The organism is Streptomyces sp. DSM 116793 (assembly GCF_057320905.1).
Map to the genome: position 1 here is coordinate 3,150,601 of NZ_CM170494.1, position 22,941 is coordinate 3,173,541.

The 22,941-nt window shown below is 73.5% G+C and carries 16 protein-coding genes; 8 read left to right on the forward strand and 8 right to left on the reverse strand.

Translation table 11 applies throughout. The features are described from left to right. From nrfD to fdh, 3 genes are all read right to left on the reverse strand, one after another. A complete protein-coding gene (gene nrfD / locus ACSMXW_RS12375; RefSeq protein WP_485806106.1) occupies positions 1–921 on the reverse strand; it encodes an NrfD/PsrC family molybdoenzyme membrane anchor subunit in 921 nt (306 codons plus the stop codon). Positions 922–1,130: 209 nt separating this feature from the next. Continuing rightward, a complete protein-coding gene (locus ACSMXW_RS12380) occupies positions 1,131–2,147 on the reverse strand; it encodes a 4Fe-4S dicluster domain-containing protein (RefSeq protein ID WP_485806107.1) in 1,017 nt (338 codons plus the stop codon). Next, positions 2,144–5,434, reverse strand: a complete 3,291-nt coding sequence (gene fdh / locus ACSMXW_RS12385; RefSeq protein ID WP_485806108.1) for a formate dehydrogenase — start codon at positions 5,432–5,434, stop codon at positions 2,144–2,146. The genes ACSMXW_RS12380 and fdh overlap by 4 nt, the downstream gene beginning before the upstream one ends. 265 nt (positions 5,435–5,699) lie before the next feature. Between fdh and ACSMXW_RS12390 the strand changes: the two genes are divergently transcribed. Continuing rightward, positions 5,700–6,284, forward strand: coding sequence for a hypothetical protein (locus tag ACSMXW_RS12390; RefSeq protein ID WP_485806110.1), 585 nt, complete (start codon positions 5,700–5,702; stop codon positions 6,282–6,284). Positions 6,285–6,408: 124 nt separating this feature from the next. On the opposite strand, the gene ACSMXW_RS12395 is transcribed toward ACSMXW_RS12390, so the two are convergent. After that, positions 6,409–8,100: a PP2C family protein-serine/threonine phosphatase gene (locus ACSMXW_RS12395; RefSeq protein ID WP_485806111.1), complete on the reverse strand. Its 1,692-nt coding sequence runs from the start codon at positions 8,098–8,100 to the stop codon at positions 6,409–6,411. A gap of 123 nt (positions 8,101–8,223) precedes the next feature. On the opposite strand from ACSMXW_RS12395, the gene ACSMXW_RS12400 reads away from it, so the two are divergent. Next, the gene (locus ACSMXW_RS12400; RefSeq protein ID WP_485807978.1) at positions 8,224–10,281 is read left to right on the forward strand and encodes an ATP-binding cassette domain-containing protein; all 2,058 of its coding nucleotides are present in this window, start codon (positions 8,224–8,226) and stop codon (positions 10,279–10,281) included. Positions 10,282–10,437: 156 nt separating this feature from the next. On the opposite strand, the gene ACSMXW_RS12405 is transcribed toward ACSMXW_RS12400, so the two are convergent. Continuing rightward, positions 10,438–11,871, reverse strand: coding sequence for an aminotransferase class V-fold PLP-dependent enzyme (locus ACSMXW_RS12405; RefSeq protein ID WP_485807980.1), 1,434 nt, complete (start codon positions 11,869–11,871; stop codon positions 10,438–10,440). Positions 11,872–12,101: 230 nt separating this feature from the next. Here ACSMXW_RS12405 and ACSMXW_RS12410 point away from each other — a divergent pair, with 230 nt between their 5' ends. The 6 genes from ACSMXW_RS12410 to ACSMXW_RS12435 all read left to right on the forward strand — a co-directional run bounded on the left by ACSMXW_RS12410 (position 12,102) and on the right by ACSMXW_RS12435 (position 18,622). Next, positions 12,102–12,698: a helix-turn-helix domain-containing protein gene (locus ACSMXW_RS12410; protein ID WP_485806113.1), complete on the forward strand. Its 597-nt coding sequence runs from the start codon at positions 12,102–12,104 to the stop codon at positions 12,696–12,698. 156 nt (positions 12,699–12,854) lie between these two features. Further along, positions 12,855–14,282 (forward strand): NAD(P)/FAD-dependent oxidoreductase, encoded by a 1,428-nt coding sequence (locus ACSMXW_RS12415; RefSeq protein WP_485806115.1) that lies wholly within the window; start codon positions 12,855–12,857, stop codon positions 14,280–14,282. Beyond that, positions 14,279–14,899: a (2Fe-2S)-binding protein gene (locus tag ACSMXW_RS12420; protein ID WP_485806117.1), complete on the forward strand. Its 621-nt coding sequence runs from the start codon at positions 14,279–14,281 to the stop codon at positions 14,897–14,899. The genes ACSMXW_RS12415 and ACSMXW_RS12420 overlap by 4 nt, the downstream gene beginning before the upstream one ends. After that, positions 14,896–16,680 carry an FAD-dependent oxidoreductase gene (locus ACSMXW_RS12425; RefSeq protein ID WP_485806119.1) on the forward strand — a complete coding sequence of 595 codons (1,785 nt, stop codon included), beginning with the start codon at positions 14,896–14,898 and terminating at the stop codon, positions 16,678–16,680. The genes ACSMXW_RS12420 and ACSMXW_RS12425 overlap by 4 nt, the downstream gene beginning before the upstream one ends. Further along, complete coding sequence (locus ACSMXW_RS12430; RefSeq protein WP_485806121.1) at positions 16,677–17,621, forward strand: dihydrodipicolinate synthase family protein; 945 nt, start codon at positions 16,677–16,679, stop codon at positions 17,619–17,621. The genes ACSMXW_RS12425 and ACSMXW_RS12430 overlap by 4 nt, the downstream gene beginning before the upstream one ends. Beyond that, positions 17,621–18,622 carry a proline racemase family protein gene (locus ACSMXW_RS12435; protein ID WP_485806123.1) on the forward strand — a complete coding sequence of 334 codons (1,002 nt, stop codon included), beginning with the start codon at positions 17,621–17,623 and terminating at the stop codon, positions 18,620–18,622. The genes ACSMXW_RS12430 and ACSMXW_RS12435 overlap by 1 nt, the downstream gene beginning before the upstream one ends. Positions 18,623–19,099: 477 nt before the next feature. Here ACSMXW_RS12435 and ACSMXW_RS12440 read toward each other — a convergent pair whose 3' ends face one another. The 3 genes from ACSMXW_RS12440 to ACSMXW_RS12450 form a co-directional block, all read right to left on the reverse strand. Next, entirely contained in the window at positions 19,100–20,557 is a 1,458-nt protein-coding gene (locus ACSMXW_RS12440) for an APC family permease (RefSeq protein ID WP_485806125.1), read from the reverse strand. 790 nt (positions 20,558–21,347) lie between these two features. Further along, positions 21,348–22,367, reverse strand: a complete 1,020-nt coding sequence (locus tag ACSMXW_RS12445; protein ID WP_485806126.1) for a GlxA family transcriptional regulator — start codon at positions 22,365–22,367, stop codon at positions 21,348–21,350. A gap of 110 nt (positions 22,368–22,477) precedes the next feature. Next, positions 22,478–22,897, reverse strand: coding sequence for an ATP-binding protein (locus tag ACSMXW_RS12450; RefSeq protein WP_485806128.1), 420 nt, complete (start codon positions 22,895–22,897; stop codon positions 22,478–22,480). Positions 22,898–22,941 lie beyond the last annotated feature (44 nt).

Here is a 22,941-nt window from a genome sequence, read left to right on the forward strand (position 1 = left end):
TCACGACCGCCGCGCCAACCGCTCGCGCTGCGGCACCACCACGTACGCGGGGTCCCGCGTGGAGGCGACCCCCGCCTCGAAGGCACCGAAGCGCTGCAGGACGCTCCCCGCGAGCAGCGCGAGACCGGCCGCCGCGGCACCCGGCCGGCTGCGGCGGGCCACGGTGACCGCCGCCACCGCGCCGCCCACCGTGAGGAGTTCCGCCGCCCTGCGCAGCCGGTGCGCCCGCCCTGTGGTGTACGCCGTGGTCACCAGGCCGGGGCGCCGTTCGATCAGCCGGGACGCGAGAAGTTCGGCCGCGGCCCCCGCCGCGCCGAGCCGCCGCGCGGGCCCCGCCTCGGCCACCGGTGCCAGCAGCATCCCCACTCCGCCCCCGCTGGCCGCCGCGGACCCCGTGAAGACGAACGGCAGCTCCCTGCGGACGTCGTGCCAGGCCGGCGCGGCCGTCTGGGAGAGCAGCACCGCCGTGTAGGAGGCGAGGGCCGGGGCGAGTGCCGCCGCGCAGAGCCCGGCCGGGCGGGCGGCCGCCCGCAGCAGGCGCCCCGGCCGGGTGGCGCGGGCGGCGGCGGGCAGCAGCTCCGCCGCGGCGGCGAGCCCGCTGCCCGGCCCATAGGCGACGAGGATCCATGTGCCCACGGACATCGGCGAACTGGGCTTGGCGACCCGCAGCATGTGGTGGAACCGCTCCGGCCTGCCCAGGTCCGCGATCAGCAGGTAGGTGCTGGCGAGCAGCGCGCCGAAGCCGGCGAGACGGCCCGTCCGGCACAGCACCGGACGCCCGGTCACGTCGGCGCCGGCGGCGAGCAGGGCGGCGCCCGCCGAGAGGCCGCCGGTGAAGAAGTAGGCGGGGACCTTCCACTCCCACACGGGCGGCTTCAGCACGGGCCGCCCGTAGTAGGAGCGGAACTCGGCGGGCGGCACGACGGCCCGCTCCCGGCTCCCGTCATCCCCCGGGCCACCCGATCCCCCGGTGCCGGACCCGCCCGGCCCACCGGACCTCCCACGTCCCGGGCCCCCGCGCTCGCCACGCCCACCCCCACGCCCCCCGCCGAAGACACGCGCCCCGCGGTCGGCCGCGTCCGCGTCGCTCGCCGGCTGCCGCAGCACCCCGTGGTCCCGCCGCCGCCCCCTCACCGCGCTCCCCCCAGGAACGCCGCCGCCGACGCGGCCAGCAGTCCCGCCGCGGCCATGCCCGCGTACCGCCACATCTCCGCCAGGTCCCGGGTGGGCACCACCGGATCGGGCGGCAGCCCGTACACCTCCGGCTCGTCGAGGAGCAGGAAGAACGCCCCGTCGCCGCCCACGCCGTCGTCGGGGTCGTGGCCGTACAGCCGGGCCTCGGGCACCCCGGCGTCGTGCAGCTCGGCCACCCGCAGCGCGGCGCGCTCGCGCAGTTCGTCCAGCGGGCCGAACTGGATGGAGTCGGTCGGGCAGGCCTGCGCGCAGGCCGGTTCGAGGCCGCCGCGCAGGCGGTCGTAGCAGAGGGTGCACTTCCAGGCGCGCCCGTCGCCGGGGCGCCGGTCGATGACGCCGTAGGGGCATCCCGAGACGCAGTAGCCGCAGCCGTTGCAGATGTCCTCCTGGACGACGACCGTGCTGAACTCGGTGCGGAACAGCGCCCCGGTGGGGCAGACGTCGAGGCATCCGGCGTGCGTGCAGTGCTTGCAGACGTCGGACGACATCAGCCAGCGGAACTCGCTGCGGCCCTCCGCGCCGGTGGCGGCGCCGGGCAGCTCGAAGGAGGGGAACCCGAGGTGGACGGGCGCGGTGCCGAGGTCGCCGCCGCCGCGCTCGGCGGCGGGCAGCGCGCGGGACACCGCCTCGACCGCGGCGCCGGTGCCCGAGTAGCCGGTGGGCAGGCCGGCGAGTCCCGCGTCCTGCCGGCCCAGCGGCCGTTCCTGCTCGACGAAGGCGACGTGCCGCCAGGAGCTCGCGCCGAGCATGCCGGTGTTGTCGAAGGACATGCCGAGCAGGTCGATGCCGTCCTCGGGCACGTTGTTCCACTCCTTGCAGGCCACCTCGCAGGCCTTGCAGCCGATGCAGAGCGAGGTGTCCGTGAAGAAGCCCGTCCGCGGCGGGTGGCCGAGGTGACCGGCGTCGGCGGCGGGATCCGCGAGCGGCCCGTGAAAGCTGTGCTCGTGGCTCATGACGGTCCCTCCGGCGGGTCGGATTCCGTGTGGACGGGGCCCTCCGGCTCGCCGACCGTGACGATACGGGTGCCGGTGTGCGGGGTGATCCCGGCCCGGCGGCGGTAGTCCTCGACGTAGTCGAGCAGGTCCCGGCCGCGTGGCCGGTGCCCGGGGCGGATGTCGCAGGTCAGCACCTTGCTCTCCTGGATGAGCACGTTGGGGTCGGCGACGACCCCGATCAGGTCGTTGACCACGTCCCCGGCGGTCAGCCCGGTGCCACCCCAGTGGTAGGGCATCCACACCTGGTGGACGACGCGGCCGTCGACGCGCAGCGGCGCCATCCGGTCGGTGACGACGACGCGGGCGTCCACCGCGGTCCTGCTGGTGATCACATGCGCGGGGGCCAGGTGCCTGAGGCCGCGCTCGGCCGCCAGCTCCGGGGAGACCTCCACGAACAGCTCGGGCTGGAGCTCCGACAGGTACGGGAGCTGCCGGCTCATGCCGCCCGCGGTGTGGTGCTCGGTGAGCCGGGCCGCGGTGAAGACATACGGGAACACGTCGCCATGCAGCTCGGGCGGCGCCGGGTTGGAGGGGTTGTCGGGCCGCCCGTACACCTTCCGCACCGGGCTGGACTGCTGCCCGTACAGGAGGTTGCGCAGGGGCGACTCGTGCGGCTCGTAGTGGGTGGGCAGCGGGCCGTCGGCGAGTCCGGCGGGCGCGAACAGCCAGCCCTTGCCGTCGGACATCATGACGAACGGGTCGTCGCCGCGCAGCGCCGCGGGGCCGGACGCCCCCGCGGGCGGCAGGTAGTCGGGCGGCTTGGTCCGCTCGAAGTCCGGGGTGTCGTGCCCGGTCCACTCGCCGCGTTCCGCGTCCCACCAGACCAGCTTCTTCCGCTCGCTCCAGGGCCGGCCCTGGGGGTCGGCGGAGGCGCGGTTGTAGAGCACCCGCCGGTTCATGGGCCAGGTCCAGCCCCACTCGGCGTCGTACGGGCCCGACTCGAAGCGGGATGTGCGGCGCCGGGCCTGGTTGACCTCGTCCGCGTACACGCCGCTGTAGATCCAGCAGCCGCAGGCGGTGCTGCCGTCGGCCTTCAGGTCGGTGTAGCCGCTGAGGGTGCGGCCGGTGGCGAGGTCGATGCCGTTGATGTGGCGCAGCACGTCCGCGGCTGACGGCTCGCCCTCCTCCATCGCGTAGTCCCAGGCCAGGTCGAGCAGGGGGCGGTCGCGCTCGTCGGTGGAGCCGGCCAGCCTCCGCTTCAGGCGCAGCCCGAGCTCGTGGAAGAACCACAGCTCGGAGCGCTGGTCGCCGACCGGTTCGACGGCCTTGTCCCGCCACTGGAGCATCCGCTGTGTCTGGGTGAACGTGCCGGACTTCTCGACGTGCGAGGCGGCGGGGAAGAAGAACACCTCCGTGCGGCACCGCTCGGTGACGATCTCGCCGGTCTCGATCTCGGGGGCGTCCTTCCAGAACGTGGCGCTCTCGATCATGGCCAGGTCGCGGACGACCAGCCAGTCCAGGTTGGCCATGCCGAGGCGTTGCAGGCGGCCGTGGGCCGAGCCGACCGCCGGGTTCTGGCCGAGCAGGAAGTAGCCGAAGACCTTTCCGTCGACCATGTCCATCACGGTGCGGTAGGTGCCGTGGTCGCCGTTGATCCGCGGCAGGTAGTCGAAGCAGTAGTCGTTCTCCGCGGTCGCCTTCTCGCCCCAGTACTCCTTGAGCAGGGAGACGGTGTACGCGTCGGCGTTGCCCCAGAAGCCCTTCTGGTTGCGGCTGCGGATGCTGCCCAGGTAGGCGGCGAGGTCCCGGTGGGTGACGTCCGGCATCGGCAGGTAGCCGGGCAGCAGGTTGAACAGGGTCGGGACGTCCGTGGAGCCCTGGATGCTGGCGTGCCCGCGCAGGGCGAACACCCCGCCGCCGGGGCGGCCGATGTTGCCCAGCAGCAGCTGGATGATCGACCCGGTGCGGATGAACTGGGCACCCACGGAGTGCTGCGTCCAGCCGACGCTGTACACCAGGGCGGCGGTGCGCTCCCGGCCCGAGTTCTCCGTCCAGGCGCGGCACACGTCCAGGAACAGGTCCTGGGGCACCCCGCAGATCCGCTCGACCATCTCGGGGGTGTACCGGGAGAAATGCCGTTTGAGCACCTGGTACACGCACCGGGGGTGCTCCAGGGTGGGGTCGGCGGCGATGTCGCCCGGGGGTCCCTCGACGACCGGCCCTCCGGAGCCGTGCTGGTCGGGCGCGGCCTGCTCCTTGGCGCGGTGGCCCGGCCGCTCCTCGGCGGTGACGCTCTCGTACGCCCAGCTGGACGCGTCGTACGCGGCGGTGGCCGGGTCGTAGCCGCTGAACAGGCCGTCCAGGTCCTCGGTGTCCTTGAAGCGCTCGCTGAGCAGGAACGAGGCGTTGGTGTACGCCCGCACGTACTCCCGGAAGCACAGGTCGTTGGTGAGGATGTGGTTGATCACGCCGCCGAGGAAGGCGATGTCGGTGCCGGCGCGCAGCGTCACGTGCTGGTCGGCCAGCGCACTGGTGCGGGTGAACCGCGGGTCGATGTGGACGACCCGGGCGCCGCGCGCCTTGGCCTCCATCACCCACTGGAACCCGACCGGGTGGGCCTCGGCCATGTTGGAGCCCATGATGACGATGAAGTCGGCGTTGGCCAGGTCCTGCTGGTAGTCCGTGGCACCGCCGCGGCCGAACGAGGCTCCCAGACCGGGAACCGTGGCGGAGTGTCAAATGCGCGCCTGGTTCTCCACCTGGAGGGCGCCGAGGGCCGTGAACAACTTCTTGATCAGGTAGTTCTCCTCGTTGTCCAGCGTGGCGCCGCCGAGGCTCGCGATGCCCATGGTGCGCCGCAGGGTGTTGCCCTGCGCGTCGGTGTCCTGCCAGCCCTTGCGCCGTGCCTGGAGCACCCGGTCGGCCACCATGTCCATGGCGGTGTCCAGGTCGAGGTCCTGCCACTCGGTTCCGTACGGCGGCCGGTACCGCACCGTCCGCACCCGCTGCGGCCCGGTGACGAGCTGCTTGCTCGCGGAGCCCTTCGGGCAGAGCCGGCCGCGGGAGATGGGGCTGTGCGGGTTGCCCTCGATCTGGACGACCCGCTCGTCGCGCACGAAGACGCGCTGTGCGCAGCCCACCGCGCAGTACGGGCAGACGGAGTCCGTCACCCGATCGGCGCGCTCGGTCCTGGGCTGGAGGCCGGCCGACCGCGCGGACTCGGCCGCCTTGCCCCGCCCCAGCGGGTCGGGCCCGGTGAGCTGCCGGTACACGGGCCATGCGCGGATCCACCGTTTGACGCCCATCCGCCTGCTCCTCGGTGCGGTGGCACTGCCTGATCCGGACGGTACGGGGCACGTGCGGGGGTCCGGGACCGTACGCGGCACGTGCCTGATCCCGACGGTACCGGGTGGCCGTCCGGCCGCAACCGCGCAGCTCCGACCGGCACACCCGGACGAGCGAAAGGAGCATGGGGGACTTATGTTCCGTATGGATGCCGGTGTGCGTCGCCCGTCTCGCCCTCGCCCGTGTCCGAAGGGAACCACCCTCGTCCGAAGGAGATGAGACGAGATGGAAATAATGTTCTCCCCCTCGACCTTCCCCCCGCTGGCCCTCGGCTTCTTCGGCCTGGGCACGGGCTACCTGATCTGGGGTCCCCCGGAGCTGGTGGGCTGGCCCAGACGGGACGAGCGGGTGGACCGGGCGCTCGGCGTGTGGGGCATCTGGATGCCGGGGTTCTGCCAGTTCGTCGCCGGCATCATCCTCTTCGTGGGGCTGACGTGGTTCGAGGTCTTCAAGGAGCCACCGATGTACATGGCCGCCCTCGCCTTCACGGCGTACGGCGTCCACTGGTTCGCGATCGGCTGGAACCGCTACCGCGGCAACGACCCGCGCCTCAACTTCGGCCTCTCGGTGGCCTACATGGTGATCTCGGCGATCGGCGCGACGGTGTTCTTCAAGGCCAAGGACTGGCCCGTCGGCCTGGTGTTCCTGGGCCTGTTCGCCGTCTACTTCTTCGAGTTCTTCACCACCGTGGGCATCAACCTCGCGGAGCGCGCGCTCGGCCTGATGCGGATCGCCACGGGCCTGTGGCTCATGTACCTGACGTACGCGGTCGCGGTGGACTTCGCGCTCGGGTACCACTGGCGCATCTAGCCGGCGCGAAGGGCCCGGGGGCTGCGGGTCGCTCAGCCGCCCGAGCCGGACAGCGGCCGAGGTCAGCCACCCGAGCCGGACGGCGCCCCCGGGTCAGCCGCCCGAGCCGGACAGCGCTCCCGGGTCAGCCGCCGGGGCCGGGCAGCGCCGCCAGGAGGAGGGCGATGTCGTCCTCCTGCGCGTGGCGGCCCGCGACGGTGGCCGCGATGTGGCGTGCCAGCTCGTCCAGGTCGCCGGGACCGGTGCGCAGGATCTCCGCCACCTGCCGCTCACCGGCGGCGAGGTCGAGGTGGCGCGTCTCCAGCAGCCCGTCGGTGCAGAGCAGGAGCGTGTCCCCGTGCCGCATGCGGTGCCGGGTCGCCGGGAACGACTCGCTCCAGGGCCGCGGAACGCCGAGGGGCAGCCCGCCCTCGACGGCGACCCGGCTGACGCTCCGGTCGGCGTGCCGGACCAGCGGTCCCGGATGCCCGGCCCGGGTGATCAGCGCGTTCCCGGTGCGCGGGTCCAGTGCGACGTAGACGCAGGTCGCGAGGCGCTCGGTGTCCAGGTCGCGGAGGAAGGCGGAGGCCCGCGCCATGACGCTCGCCGGCGGGTGGCCCTCGGAGGCGTAGGCGCGCAGGGCCGTGCGGAGCTGCCCCATCACGGCGGAGGCGTCGATGTCGTGCCCCTCGACATCCCCGACCACCAGGCCGATGTGGCCGTTCGGCAGTGCGACGACGTCGTACCAGTCTCCCCCGATCATCCTGCTGTCACCGGCGGGCCGGTAGCAGACCGCCGTCGTCACGCCCGCCACCTGGGGGATGCGCGCCGGCAGCATCGCCCGCTGGAGGCCGATGGCCACCGCGTGCTCCTGGTCGTACAGGCGGGCGCGCTCAAGGGACTGTGCCACGGCCGCGCCGAGGGCCAGCAGCAGGTTCCGTTCCTCCGGGGTGAAGCCGGCCCTGCCCTCGTAGAGCAGGGTCAGCGCGCCGGTCGACCGGCCCTGGACCACCAGGGGCATGATGGCCACGGAGGTGAGGCGCGTCTCCTCGATATAGGACCTGAGCGCCGGATAGTCCGCCACCAGCTCGGCCCTGCGCAGGAAGAGCGGCCGCTGCGCGCGGATCGCCTCCGGAATGGGCAGGGCCTCCTGCACGTCCATCACCAGGAAGTCCTCGAACAAAGCCGCCGGCAGGCCCTTGGTGGCGAGCAGCCGGCTCTCGTCCTCCTTGACCGCGCTGAGGGCCACTCCGACGGCGTCGACGGCGCGCAGGATCTCGTCACCGGTGAGGGCGGTCAGCACGTCCTCGGAGGTCAGCGCGTGGGCGAGGGCGGTGGTGGTCGTGTAGACCACATCGTTCTGACGCCTGCGGTCGGCATCCAGAGCCGCCCGGTCGGTGGTCAGCTGGAGTTCCGCGGTCACGTCCCGTACGACGCCGACGAGCCGCCGCACCGCCCCGGAGCCGTCCCGCGCCACCCGGAGGTGGGCGTACGCCCAGCGGTCCGCCTTGCCGGTGGCCGAGCGGAGCTGGAAGTGGAAGCCGTAGGAGGACTCGGGCGGCCCGGCGGGGCGGCCGGGCCCCTGAGGGGCCGGGCTCGCCAGGATCTGCCGGATCCTCTGCGACTCGCTCGGGGGGATCCGCTCGCAGAGGGTCGACATACGCCCGTCGAACGCGGACGGTTCCAGCTGGAAGACCCCCAGCGCGCCCGGATCCAGGAACGCCCGTCCCGACGGCAGGTCACAGACGATGCCGCCCATCCCGCCGAGCGCCATGACCGTGGGGAGCTCGGCCCGCAGATCCGCTTCGAGCCGGCGGGAAGCAGGATCCCTGTCCACTTTGCCAGTGTATGAGTGACTCACCGGAGGCTGCCACGTCACGCCCGGACGTTCCCGGCACGCCGCGCCAAACCCGAACGCGCGCACGGACCCGCATGGCATGCTGACACGGTGCGTACAGCCATGGGGGCGGGCGAGGAGACCGGGCTGCACATAGCGGCCGAGGGCATAGAGGTACGGACGCGCGGAGGGCACGCGGGGCGCGCCGTGCTGCGGGGGATCTCGCTGCGGGCCGGACCCGGCGAGTTGACGGTGATAGCGGGCAGCAGCGGTGCGGGGAAGACACTCCTGCTGGAGACGCTCGCGGGGGTCCGCGTGCCCGCGGAGGGATGGATCCGGTACGGGGGTGCGGGGCCCTGCCCCTCCGACCGTGGACGGTCGCTCCCCCTCTGCCTCAAGGGCGTGGAAGGTGCCCCCAGTTCCCCGCGCCCCTTAGCGGGCGCTGCGCGCCCGCCGGGTCCGGCCGATGGGCGCGCAGCGCCCTTGAAGGGGCGCGGGGAACTGCGCGAGCAACCACCCACCGACCGGCAGACGGAAACCGACGGAAGCCACCCCGCCACGCCCCGGGGGCGCGAAGCGCCCTCCAAGGGGCGCGGGGAACTGCGCGACCAGCCCCCCACCGTCCGGCAGACGGAAACCGACGGAAGCCACCCCGGCATGGGGTTCGTGCCGCAGGACGACATCATCCACCGCCGGCTGCCGGTGCAGCGCACGCTGGAGTACGCGGCCCGCCTGCGCATGCCCGCGGGCACCCCGCCCACGGAGGTGCACACGGCCGTCGCACGCGTCCTCGCCGCCCTCAGCCTGAGGGAGCGCGCAGGACAACCGGTCGGAGTCCTCAGCGGCGGCGAGCGCAAGCGGGTCAGCATCGCCGTCGAACTGCTCACCAGACCAGGCGTCCTGTTCCTGGACGAGCCCACGTCGGGCCTGGACCCGGCCGCGGGCGCCGAGTTGATGTCGGTGCTGCGCGACGTGGCCGCCGCGGGCACGACCGTCGTCCTGACCACCCACACCCCGTCCGACCTGCTCCGCTGCGACCAGGTGCTGTTCCTGTCACCGCACGGCACGGCGGCCTACGCCGGCCCTCCCGGAGGGCTGTGCGCGGCGCTCGGAGTCGGGACGGTCGAGGAGGCGTACGGCGCGGTGGCCGGCGGAGCCACGGGCGCCCCGCCGTCCGATCCGCCAAGCGCCCCGCCGACCGCTCGGCTGGCCGGCCCGCCGACCGACCAGCCGAGCGGCCTGCCGACCGACCAGCCGAGCGGCGGGCCGTCCGGCCGGCCCGACGCGCCCCCGGCCGGCGGACCGCGGACCGGCCGCCCGCCCGGCCCCGCGCGGGGAGCCCGCGGTCTCGGCCCCGTGCGCCAGTGGGCGCTGCTCACCCGCCGCAACGCGGAGATCCTGCTCCGGGACCGGCTCGGTCTCGCCGTGCTCGCCGGGTCGCCGGTGATGATCGTGGCGATGTTCGCGGTGCTGTTCCGCCCCGGCGCCTTCGACCCGGGGTCGCCCAACCCGGGCTCGTCCGCGATGATCCTGTTCTGGATAGCGTTCGGCGGCTTCTTCTTCGGCCTGACCTACGGCCTGTTGCAGATCTGCACCGAACTGGCCGTGGTGCGCCGGGAGCGGCTGACGGTGCTCCGCGTCGGCCCGTATGTGCTGTCCAAGCTCACCGTGCTGCTGCCGGTGCTCGCGGCGGCCGACGCGCTGCTGCTCGCGGTGCTGCGGGCGCTGGACCGGCTGCCCGCGGCGGGCTGGGGCGTGTACGGCTCCCTGTTCACCACCACCTTGCTGTCCTCGGCCGCGGCGCTGGCGCTGGGGCTGCTCTGTTCCGCGGCGGTGTCCGCACCCGGTCAGGCCACGCTGCTGCTGCCGCTGCTCTGCTTCCCGCAGGTGCTGTTCTCGGGGGCGTTCGTGCCCGTTCCGCAGATGGCGTGGCCGGGCGCGGTGATCAGCTTCGCGATGACGAACCGCTGGGCCTACGAGGCGCTCGGCAGCGGTGCGGGCCTGCCGGACCTGTGGGCGCACGGCGGCGCGCCCCTCGGCCCCCCGCTGCTGGCCTCCTACGGCGACAGCTTCAGCCACCCGGCCGCCCTGGGCTGGCTGGTCCTCGCCGGTTTCACGGTGGCTCTGCTGGCCGGGACATGGGCGGTACTGGCCCGCAGGTGCCGGGCCGCGCCCCGCTAGGGCCCGTGCGGTGGGCCCCGGCCCCGGGCCCGCCTCAGGGGCGCGGGGCTGTGTCGTGGGGGTGCCTCCCACGCCCTTGAGGCAGTCGGGGAGGCTCCGCCGCGTGGGCGCGCGCGGCCACCCACCGGCCGGTGGCCCGGAGCCGACGGCCGACCGTCAACAGCGCAGTCGCGGCGGCAGGCCGCGGGCCCCCGGGACCCGGTCCCGGTACGACTCCGCCGCGAACGACAGGAACGCGTCCACGTCCGCCCGGTTGGAGGGCAGCCCCAGGGAGACCCGCACCGCACCGCCGGACGGCAGGTCGAGCCCGCTCAGGTACTCGTCGATGGTCCCGTTCCCGCCGCGCGCGGCGCGCCGCAGCGCCGGCATGCCGATGCCGAACGCCGCCTCCCCGGCCCCGGGGTTGCAGAAACAGCCGGTCCGCACGGAGATATTGCGGGCGGCGCTGTCACGGGCCACGATCCGCTCGTCGACGACGTGCCCCCGCGCGTCGAGGAAGTTGAGGGCGACCGTGCCGCCGCGCCGCTCGGTGCCGGCGGGCCCGTACAGCCGGACCATGGGCGCGCCGGACGGATGCCTGAGTTCCCGCAGGCCGTCCAGCAGGTACCCGGTCAGTGCGGTGACGTGGTCGTGCACGGCCTCGATGCCGACGCGCCCGATCCAGTCGAGGCCGACCTCGACGTCGGGAATGCTCAGGAAGTTGACGGTGCCGTCCTCGAAGGCGGTCTCGTCGTCCGCCATGCGGTGCCACTGGCCCTGCGCGCTGACGACGTGGATGGTGCCGCCGGCGAACCACGGCCGGCGCAGCCGTGCCAGCGCCGCGCGGCGCGCGACGAGGCAGCCGACGCCGGTGGGGTAGCCGAAGACCTTGTACCAGCTGACGGCCACGAAGTCGGGTTGCACGGCGCCGAGGTCGAGCCGGTTGGCGGGCACGTGGGCGGCGGCGTCGAGCAGCACGTCGTAGCCGAGGGAGTGGGCCGTCCCGATCCAGTCCAGGGGGTGCTGCACCCCGGTGAAGTTGCTCTGGGCCGGATACGCGAACAGGCCCCGGGAGGAGGCCGCCCGACCGCCGCCCGCCGGGCGCGGAGTCCTGGCCCAGGGATAGGGGCGCCGTCGCGCCGGCCCCGCGAGGGCGGTGTGCACGGCGGCGTCGGACACCCTCAGCCCGGGGGTGTCCAGCGGGACGTAGACGGTCCGCGCGCCCCGGGCCCGCGCGTACTCGCGCAGGCCGTTGACGGAGTTGTGGTTGTCCGCGGTCAGGACGAGACTGCTGTGCCTGCCGAAGGGGTACGCCTCGCCGACGAGGCGTAACGCACCGGTGGCGTTGGGCGTGAAGACGACGGCGTACTGCCGCGGGTCGGCGTTGAAGTGCCGCAACACCGCGCGCCTGGTGCGGTCGAGGAGTTCTCCGGACGCGGCCGACGTGGGGTTGTCGGAGTGCGGGTTGCCGAAGCAGCCGGTGGTTATTCGCTCCGCCTGCCGCGCCAGTTGGAATCGCGCGGGGAGCCCGGCACCCGTGTGGTCGAGATACACATGGCGCTGCTCGTCGAGGTATCCGTACTCGGCGGCACGGAAGTGGTCCAGTGTCATGTTGTCGCACACACATCCACCATATGACCAGTAATGATCGTTAATAGCGTTATTCACTACAAAGACGCCAATGATCTGGCAGCCGGACAGCCGGGCGGGCGGAGCCCGGCGTTCCGCACCGGCGCGGTTTCCGTTCCCCGCACCCCCCGTGTACGTTCAGTATTCCGAACGAAAAAAGCCGGCAGGTCGTACGCTGAACCGAACGGCATCGGCGGGTGAAGGAGTCCCGAGTGAAGTCCCCCAGCAGTTCCATCCGGGACGTTCTTGCGGCCAATCTCAAGCGGGAGCGGGCCCGGCGCGGGCTGTCGCTCTCCAAGCTCTCGCAGCTGTCCAAGATCGGTAAGGCGACCCTCTCCCAACTGGAGTCGGCGACCGGAAACCCCACCATCGAGACGGTTTTCAGCCTCTCGCGCGCCCTGGAGGTGCCGATCTCCGACCTGATGGACACCCAGTACTCGAACGCCGTGACGGTGGTGCGCGGCGCGGAGACCGAGGTGCTCAGCGGCGAGGGGGTCGACCTGCGCGCGCTGAACAGGATCGAGTCCGGGGGCGTCATCATGGAGCTCTACGACCAGCAGGTTCGTGCCGGCTGCGCGCAGCACTCGCTCGGCCACGCGGGCACCGAGCACACCGTCGTGCAGTCCGGCACGCTGCTCGCCGAGGTCGACGGGCAGCGGGTCGAGCTGGGCCCGGGCGACTACGTCGCCTTCGACGGATGGCTACCGCACAGCTACTCCGCGCCCGACGGACCCGTGCGCTCCGTCCTGGTGCTGCACTACCGCTCCGGGCGCAACGAGCCCCAGGAACCGCCGAATCCGCCGCACTAGGCCGCCGGCGCCACCCGCGGACCCCGCCCGGGCGCGCCCGGCGCGCGCCCCCACCCGGCACCCCGCGCGCCGGACGGTTCCCCGCCCGGCCGTTGACACCCCGTGCCCACGGTCCCTAGCCTGAAATCGTTCGCTATACAGAACGGAGGCGGGCGGGTGCACCGAACGAGGGTCGTGGTGCTGGGCGCGGGGATCATCGGCGCCGCCTGTGCCCGCGAACTCGCCGTTGCGGGGCTCGACGTCCTCGTGCTCGACCGGGGCGGCGCCGCCGGGGGCACGACGTCGCACGGCGAGGGCAACATCCTCGTCTCCGACAAGGGCCCGGGCCCCGAGCTGGACCTCGCCCTGCTGTCCCGGCGGCTCTGGCTCGAGGTGCTGGCCGAGATCGCCGCGTCGGACGCCACCCGCGGCGCGGACCACACGAGTGCGGACCACACGAGTGCGGACCACACGAGCGACACGAGCGCGGACTGCACGAGCGCGGACCACTCGGGCCATGCCCCCGAGCACGCGCACCGCGCCACCGCGGGCGCCGCCCGCGCCGCGCGCCCGACCCGCACCCCCGGGGACGCGACCCGCGCCGCCGAGTGGGACCCCAAGGGCGGCATCGTCGTGGCCACCACCCCGGAGGGCGCCGAGGGGCTGGCCGCGTTCGCCGCCGCGCAGCGCGCCGCAGGCGTGCGCGCCGAGCCGATGGAGCCCCACGAGGTGCGCGCCGCCGAGCCCTTCCTCACCGAGCACCACACCGCCGCCGTGCACTACCCCGACGACGCCCAGGTGCAGCCGGCCGGCGCCGCCACGGTGCTGCTCGGCGACGCCCTGGCGCGCGGCGCCGGGCTCCGCACCGGGCACGAGGTGCTGGGCGCCGTCACCCGCGGCGGACGGCTCGTCGCGGTGCGCACCACCCGCGGGACGGTCGGCGGGGACGTGTTCGTCAACGCGACCGGGCCCTGGTCGGGCGAGGTGTCCACGCGCCTCGGCGCGCCGGTGGACGTCCGGCCGCGCCGCGGCGAGATCCTGGTGACCACGCCGCTGCCGCCCACCGTCTTCCACAAGGTGTACGACGCCGACTACGTGGGCGCCGTCGGCAGCGACGACACCGGGCTCCAGACGTCGGCCGTGGTGGAGGCCACCCGCGGCGGCAGCGTCCTGCTCGGCTCCTCCCGGCGGCACACCGGCTTCGACGACCGGCTGCGCCCCGAGGTGCTGTCCGCGGTCGCCGCCACCGCCCTGCGGCTCTTCCCGTCGCTCGCGGACGTCCCGGTGATGCGGGCCTACGGCGGCTTCCGCCCCTATGTGCCCGACCACCTGCCCGTCATCGGACCCGACCCGCGGCTCGCCGGGCTGTGGCACGCGGGCGGCCACGAGGGCGCCGGCATCGGACTGTCCGTGGGCACCGCGCGACTGCTGCGGGAGCTGCTGCTCGGGGCGGAACCGAGCCTCGACCCGGACCCGTTCCGGGTGGACCGGCCGGCCGTCCTGGGCACGGCGGACGGCATGGCGCCCGGCACGGCGGACGGCACCCCCGCCGGCACACCGGACCGCACCGGCGCGCCGGCCCCCACCCCCGAGGAGGGAGCATGAGCCCGAGGCTCGTCCCCGCGCGGGACGACTCCGTGCGCCGCACGGACCACCCGCTGACCGTCACCGTGGACGGCACCCCGGTACGCGGCGTCGCGGGCCAGAGCCTGGCCGGGGTGCTGCTCGCCGCGGGCCGCACCTCCTGGCGCACCGGGCGCACCGGCGCGCCGCGCGGAGTGTTCTGCGGGATCGGCGTCTGCTTCGACTGCCTGGTCACCGTGAACGGCGAGCGCGACGTGCGCGCGTGCACCCGCCGCGCCCGGGACGGCGACACGGTGACCACCCAGTCGCGCGCCGACGGCACCACGGGCACCGCCCCCGCCCCCGCCGACGCGCCCGCCACGCTCGACGCGCCCGCCGCCCCCGACACCCCTGCCTCCCCCGACGCACCCAACGCCACACCCACCTCCCCCGACACCCCTGTCTCTCCCGACACACCCCACGCCACACCCACCTCCTCCGACTCCTCCGACACACCCGCCGCCCCCGACACACCCCACGCCGCAGACCACACGCACGACACCCCTGACACCTCCGCCATCCCGCACGCCCCTGACACCCCGGGCACCCCGCACACCCCTGCCGCCCCCGGCACCCCCACCCCCCGGGAGCGGTCGTGACGCGCCGCACCGTGGTCGTGGTGGGCGCCGGGCCCGCCGGGCTCGCCGCCGCGGAGGGCGCGCTGGCGGCCGGCGCCGACGTCACGCTGATCGACTCCGCCGACCGGCCCGGCGGCCAGTACCACCGCATGCTGCCCGAGGCCTACGAGGCCCGCGCCCCGGAGGCCGTCCAGCACGGTTACCCGTCCTTCGAGCGCCGCGTCCGCCGGGTGCTCGGTCACCCGCGCTGCTCCTGGTGGGCGGGCGCCGAGGTCTGGGCGCTGGAGCGCCGCGACCCCGCCACCGCGGCCCCGGAGGCGGCCCCGCACGCCACGACGTCAGCCGCACCGCGCACACCGGCCAGGCCCGCGCCCCCCAGGGTGCACGTCCTCGCCCCGGCCCCCGGCGGCCCCCGGCAGCGCCACGTCCTCGAACCGGACGCGCTGGTGCTGGCCACCGGCGCCCACGACCGCGTCCTGCCCTTCCCGGGCTGGGACCTGCCGGGCGTGGTCACCGCGGGCGCCGCGCAGGCGCTGGCCAAGGGTGAGCGGCTTGCCGTCGGGGACCGGGTGGTCGTCGCGGGCACCGGCCCGTTCCTGCTGCCGGTCGCCGTCTCGCTCCTGGAGGCCGGGTCCACCGTGACCGAGGTGGTCGAGGCGGGCGGGCGCGCCCGGGTGGCGCGCGGCTGGCTGGGGCGCCCCTGGGAACTGGGCGCGCAGGCCGGCAAGGGCGGCGAACTCCTCGCCCTGGCGGCCGCGCTCGCCCGCCACCGGGTGCCGTACCGGTTCGGCAGGGCCGTGGTGGCGGCGCGCGGAGACGGCCGCGTGGAGGAGGTGGTGACCGCGGCGGTGCGCGCCGACTGGTCCGTGCTGCCCGGCACCGAGCGGACCGTGCCAGTGGACGCGGTGTGCGTCGGGCACGGCTTCACGCCCCGCCTGGAACTCGCCGTCGCCGCCGGCTGCGCCCTGCGCCCCGGCCCCGGCGGGGCCCCCGCGGACGTCTTCGTCGACGTGGACGACGACCAGGCCACGAGCGCGCCCGGGGTGTTCGCGTGCGGGGAGATCACCGGCGTCGCCGGGGCGCCCGCCGCCCGTACCGAGGGCGTGCTCGCGGGCTGGCTCGCGGCGGGCGGCAGCCCCCGCGCGCGCCCGCTCGCCGCCCTGCGCAGGCGCCGCGACCAGGGCCGCGCGTTCGCCCGCCGGCTCGCCCTCGCGCACCCCGTGGGAACCGCGTGGCCCGGGTGGCTCCGCCCGGACACCGTCGTCTGCCGGTGCGAGGAGACGGACTACGCGAGCGTGTGCGCGGCGGCCGGGGATCCGACGGCCACGGAGGCGGGGGTGGCCAAGCTGGCGACCCGTGCGGGCCTCGGCCCGTGCCAGGGCCGCGTCTGCGGGCCCACCATCGCCGAGCTGCGTCACCGCGGCGCCGTCGCTTCCGCGCGCTCGGGCAGCCCCGCGCACCCGGGGCGCCCCGGTCACCCCGCGGAGCCCACGACCGCGGCCGGGGAGCCCACCGAAACCGCCGGACCGGCCCAACCGGCCCGCCCCACCGAACCAGCCCAAGCGGCCCGCCCCACCGAACCAGCCCAACCGGCCCAACCGGCCCGCCCCGCCGAACCGGCCCAACCGGCCCGCCCCGCCGGACCGGCCGCCCCCGGCCCCCACCACCGACCCCTCGCCGTCCCCATCAGGCTCGGCGAACTCGCCCGGCCGCCGGTGCCGCCGGCCGGCGACCGTCCCGACCCACCGGCCGGTGACCGACCGCACCGGCCGGACCTTCCCGCTGAGGAGAGCCGTTCATGAGCACAAGTACACCCACGGAGCACGCCCTGACCGGTGTCGTCGTCGCGACGGCGCTGCCCTACCAGGAGGACCCGAAGGCACCGGCCGGGCTCGCCGTGGACTACGACCGCTATGCCGAGCACTGCGCCTGGCTGGTGGAGAACGGGTGCGACGGCGTCGGCCCCAACGGCTCGCTCGGCGAGTACTCGTCCCTCACCGACGAGGAGCGGCGCCGGGTGGCCCGTACCGCGATAGCGGCGGTCGCCGGGCGCGGCAAGGTGATCGTCGGCGTGCACGGCGTCGGCTCGCACCACGCCGCGCGGTGGGCGGAGGCCGCCGCGGAGGACGGCGCCGACGGGGTGCTCTGCCTGCCGCCGACGATGTACCGCGCCAACCGGGGCGAGGTCATCGCGCACTTCGAGGCGGTGGCCGCGGTCGGGCTGCCCGTGATGGTCTACAACAACCCGTTCGACACCAAGGTCGACCTGACGCCCGACCTGCTCGCCGAGATCGCCGCCATCGACAACGTCCAGGCGGTCAAGGAGTTCTCCGGCGACGTGCGCCGGGTGCTGGAGATCAAGGAGAAGGCGCCCTCGCTGGACGTCATCGGGGGCGCCGACGACGTCGTCCTGGAGAGCCTGCTGATGGGCGCCACGGGCTGGTTCGCCGGCTTCCCCAACGTCTTCCCGGCTCAGTCCGCCGAGTTGTTCCGGCTGGCCCGCGAGGGCCGCGTCGCCGAGGCGCGTGCGCTGTACGAGCCGCTGGTGGCCGCGTTCCGCTGGGACTCCCGCACCGAGTTCGTTCAGGCCATCAAGCTGGGCATGGAGATGGTGGGCCGGTTCGGCGGCCCGTGCCGGCCGCCGCGCGGCCCGCTGGTGCCCGAGCACCGCGAGCAGGTGACGGCGGAGATGCGGCGCGCGATCGACGCCATCAAGGCGCGGACCGCGGGACAGGCCGCCTGATGCGCAGCGCCCGCGCGATCAGCGCCGTCGACTCGCACACGGAGGGCATGCCCACCCGGGTCGTCACCGGCGGGGTGCCGCCGATCCCCGGTGCCACGATGGCCGAGCGCCGCGCGTACGCCATCGAGCACCTGGACGGGCTGCGGCGGTTCCTGATGGACGAGCCGCGCGGGCACCCGGCGATGAGCGGCGCGCTGCTCCAGCCGCCGGCCCGCCCCGACGCGGACTGGGGCGTCGTCTACATCGAGGTCAGCGGCTTCCTGCCGATGTGCGGGCACGGCACGGTGGGCGTCGCGACGGTCCTGGTGGAGACCGGGATGGTCGCGGTGACCGAGCCGGAGACCGTGGTGCGGCTCGACACGCCCGCCGGTCTCGTGGAGGCCAGGGTCGCGGTGCGCGACGGCGTCGCCGAGCAGGTCACGCTCCGCAACGTGGACGCCTTCGCGCTGGAACTGGACGCGAAGGTGTCCGTGCCGGGCCTCGGCGAGGTCACCTACGACATGGCGTACGGCGGCAACTTCTACGCGATCGTGGACCTGGACGGCGTCGGCCTGCCCTTCGACCGGGCCCGCAAGGACGACATCCTCGCCGCGGGCCTCGCGATCTCGCGGGCGGTCAACGAGCAGAACCTGCCGCGGCACCCCGCCGACCCGGGCATCCAGGGCTGCAAGCACGTGCAGTTCCTGGCGCCCGGTTCGAACGCGCGGCACTCGCGCAACGCGATGGCGATCCAGCCGGGCTGGTTCGACCGCTCGCCGTGCGGCACCGGCACGTGTGCGCGCATGGCTCAGCTGCATGCGCGCGGGGAACTCGCCGTGGGGGCCGAGTTCGTGAACGAGTCCTTCATCGGGACGCGGTTCACCGGGCGCCTCCTCGGCACGTCGGAGGTCGCGGGCGTGCCCGCGGTGGTCCCCGAGTTCTCGGGGCGCGCGTGGATCACCGGGACGGCGACGTACCTCCTCGATCCCACGGATCCCTTCCCCCACGGGTTCGTGCTGTGAGCGGTGACCCCGCTCCGGCTGTCCCTTCGGCATGGGGTGTCCTCACCGGCCGGTGACGACCTTACAGAGGCCGGCGGCCGGATATCCGCCGCACCTCCGGACAGAACCCTTTGAGATTCGTACCGATGCCAGGTGAGGACACGCCGCTGACATCCCGCACGCCGAGTGCGTCTCGGCCGCACGCCGCACGTGGGGCCGAGATGCGGCTCGGCCGGCGGTGCCGCCGGCCGCGAAGGGGGTTGTCCGGCTCCAGCCGGAACAAAGAACGACCTAGGTGAGGGTGCCGCGCACCGCACATTCACATTCCATAGGGAAGCCGACGCGGGGCATACGTGTGACGGCCAGCAGCGGGCAGGGACCGGAGGGCAGAGCTGGGCAGATCCAGCGCCGATGCGTAAACAAGCACACGAAGCTCCAGGTGGACAGGTTGATCACTATCGACCAACCGTCCGCCGGGAGCTTCCACCTGTTACTGCGTCACCTCGCGGGTGGGGCCGTCTCCAGCACGGTTTCTCCGCCTTCCTCGCCGAGAATGGACCCGATGCGGTGTACCGCGTCGGGCCTTCTGGCCCGCAGCACGGTTACGACGACGAGTCCCAACACCAGCCAACCGACGGTCAGGTAGACAGGCAGGTTCAGGGGATGAACCGGAGTGGGATAGACCGACCCGTACAGGGCGGCGCCGAATAGCACAACGCCCGCCGTCGGCAGCGCGAGGTGCAGGATGACACTGTACTCAGGGTGCGTACGTCGGAAAAAGACGGCTCCGCCTACACAGAGCCCCGCGTAGACGATGATGACGGCGAGGGTGCCGAGCGTGGCGAAGAAGTAGTACACGGTGGTGGGCTGGCCGCCCAGAGCATCCGAGCCCAGACCGAAACCGACCGCTGCGGCCACCGCGGTGGAGAAGACGGCGACGATCGCTGTGGCGTTGACGGGCGTCCGAAACTTCCGGTGGGTGGTGCCCAGCCACCTCGGCAGCGCCCCTTCCCGGCCCATCGCGTAAAGGGTGCGGGTGCCGGCCGTCGCGCAGCCCACGCACACGAAGAACGCCGACAACAGGGCGCCCACCTCCACCGACGTGCCGAGCCATGAGCCCACGTACCTGCCCGCGATCGTCCTCAGAGCAAAGGGGTCGGTGGCGAAGGCACTTCCCTTCGTCACTCCGAAACCGATGGCGAGGCTGTAGGTGGTCCATAGGTAGAACACGGTCGCGAAGACGATGGAGGCGGTGATCGCCATCGGAACGGAACGGCGCGGCCTGGCGGTCTCCTCACCGAAGTCGGCCGCGGTCTCGAACCCTATGTAGGAGGTTACGCCGAGGATGATCCCGTAGAAGACGCCCGAGAACCCGCCCTTCTCGGTGTGATCGAAGGTGAAGGGGGCCAGGCTGTTCCCCTGCGCGCCTCCCTTGGCAGTCACGGTGACGTTGACGATGGTGATGACCAACACCGTGACCAGGCCAACCAGCATCTGGAGCCTCGTGGTGACCCTGACATGGGTGACCGACATCAAGAACAGCAACGCCATCCCGACGAGGAACAGCCAGAACCACCGGTGCATCGGAATGTGCAGGAGATCGCAGGCGAGGTAGGCCACCGCCGCCATGGTCATGGGTACGAAGCAGACCAGCCCGAACGCGTAGAGCCAGCCCGCCATGAACCCAGCGGTACTGCCGAGCGTACGACTTGCGTAGGTGTAGGCGTAACCGGCCGACGTCATACGCCGGGTGAATCCCACGACGACGAAGGCGAGAGCGAGACACGCGACCCCGCCCAGGAGAAAGGCGAGTGGTGTGGAGCCGCCCGCGACCGCGGCCACACCGGGGACATTGAGTAGCATCGCCATGCCGGGCGCGAGGACTGTGACGGAAATGGCGATGGAGTCAGCGGTTGTGAGTACACCCCGGGCCAAACGCCTCTCGGAATCGGACATCGCGTTGCTGTCATCCTCTGGATCAGGCGAGCCCATCGGCTCGGCGGTGGCGCGTCGGCGTACTCTCGCACCGGCATGCCGGGCAGCTACGCCTGTACCCATCTACAGGACCCCGTTGGGCGATCTCTTGTGAGCGAGCCATCAAGAAACGTGTGCCAGGCACATGTAACCATATGAAGCTATTTATCAGTGATCCGCCGTAACGCCCTCACAGGCCCGCCGCGAACGCCACACTCATCACGCGTCGGGCCGTGACCTCTTCACACTGTGAACTGGAGTTGAATTCTGCGGACCCCAGAGCGACGCGAGCACGCCAGCGGGCGGTCGCGCCCGGAGATGGCGGAGCTACCTCGTGCCCCGGGCAGGGAACTACAGGACGCTGCTTCGCGAGCTGTGGTGCAGCACAACCGGCATCACCAGCCTCGTCCAAGCAGTCCTCGCCTCCATGTCCTCGCCTCCATCTGCCCTGCGCACACTGAGGAGGGACCACTCAAGCCCATCAGAAGCGCCCGGGAAGCCCGGCGCTGATGGCCCGTTCGACCGGGGCCCGGGCCCCACCGGCCGCCGGAGAACCTCGCGGGAACCCAACGCTCGCCCTACGCCCTTACGTCGGATCCCCCGCGAAACGCGGCCGGGTGGGATGGGGCTCGATCCAGTCCTGCGCTCGCCGCCACCAAGGCACTGTCTGCCAACCGGCCGGGGCCCGCCGTATATGCCTCCCACCCCCTCCCCGCGCTGCCTACCACCAGCAGGAACAGGCTTGCAGGGCCGTCGGGTCCGCTGAGGGGCACTAGGAGACGGCCATGCCCCGGGATGCCGTTTCACGGGCGGCCGCTTCCGTGCGGGAGCGGGGCTCGGTGGTGGCGAAACGTTGCCGGTACCGGGTGGGGGACAGCCCCAGGTGGCGTGCGAAGGCGCGGCGCAGGCTCTCGTAACTGGGAAAACCCGACAGCGCGGCGGCCTCCGTGGCGTTGTGCCCGGCGTCGAGCAGGGATTTCGCCATGTCGAAGCGGATCAGTTCCACATACTTCATGGGGGTGGTGTCCAGTTCGGCACGGAACATCCGCGTCAGGTGTCTCGGGCTGACCCGCACCCGCGCGGCCAGCTCCTTCAGGCTGTGGTCGGCGGTCGGATCGGACTGGACCGCGGTCTGGACAAGGCGCAGTACGGGTGTCTGCGGGGCCGGGCCCTGGAGCGAGGCGGAGAACTGCGACTGCCCGCCGGCCCGTTGCATGTACACCACCAATGAGCGGGCGACCTGCCGCGCCAGGTCCGGCCCGTGGTCCTCCTCCACCAGGGCAAGGGCCAAGTCGATGCCGGCGGTGACCCCCGCCGAGGTGTAGGTGGTGCCGTCCTTGACGAAGATCGCGTCGGGCTCCACCCGTGTCGAGGGGCAGCGGCGGGCCAGTACCGCTGTGTGCTCCCAGTGGGTCGTGGCACGCTTGCCCTCCAGCAGACCGGCCGCTCCCAGGATGAAGGCCCCGGTACAGACCGAGGCCACCCGCCCGGCCCCCTCGGCAAGCGTTTTCGCGGCGGCGCTCAGCTCCGGGGCGACGTAGGACCCGGGCAGCACGTCGCCGCCCGCCACGAGCAGCGTGTCGTAGGCCGCGGCGGCGGACACCGTCCCGTCGACCGGTACCCGCATGCCGATGGACGAACGGACCGGTGCGCCATCCACCGAGACGATGCTCAGCCGGTAGTGGGTGCCGAACCGGTTGGCCTCACTGAAGACCTCCGCCGGGCCCGACAGGTCGAGCATCTTCATGCCGTCGAAGACGAGAACCCCCACCTCGTGGGCTCTTGGTGCCATGCGTTCCACTCCCCTGTCCTGGCCGACTCCCGTAATGGCCTCCCGCCATTGTCGGGCGGGCACTGGTGACGCCGCCGGACCCGCCCGGTCTGCCGGAGGACCGGCGGTCCCTAGGTCACATCGGGGTGCCCGCCCGGACGGCACGCCAGCTCCGCCCAGATCGTCTTGCCCGGCCCCTCCCGCCCGCTCACGCCCCAGCGCTCGGCGACGGCCTCGACCACCAGCAGGCCGCGCCCGCTCTCGGCCATCGCGGCCGGGCGCAGCGCCTCCTCCGGCCGCCCCGGGTGCGTGTCGGACACCTCCACGCGCACCACCCCGGCCGCCCGGTCGTGGCTCAGCCGCAGCTCGAAGTCCCGCCCGGGGACGCGTCCGTGCAGCACGGCGTTGGCGCTCAGCTCGGCCACGACCAGCGCGACGGCGTCCGAGACGTCGGAGCCGTACGGCAGGCCCCACCGGTCGAGCCGGTGCACGGCGAGCCGGCGCGCGAGCCGCGCGCCACGGCGCGTCGCCGAGAACCGCTGTACGAACACACTTACGGTAACGGCCTCTTGGGCCCGTGAGACTGGCATGCGCC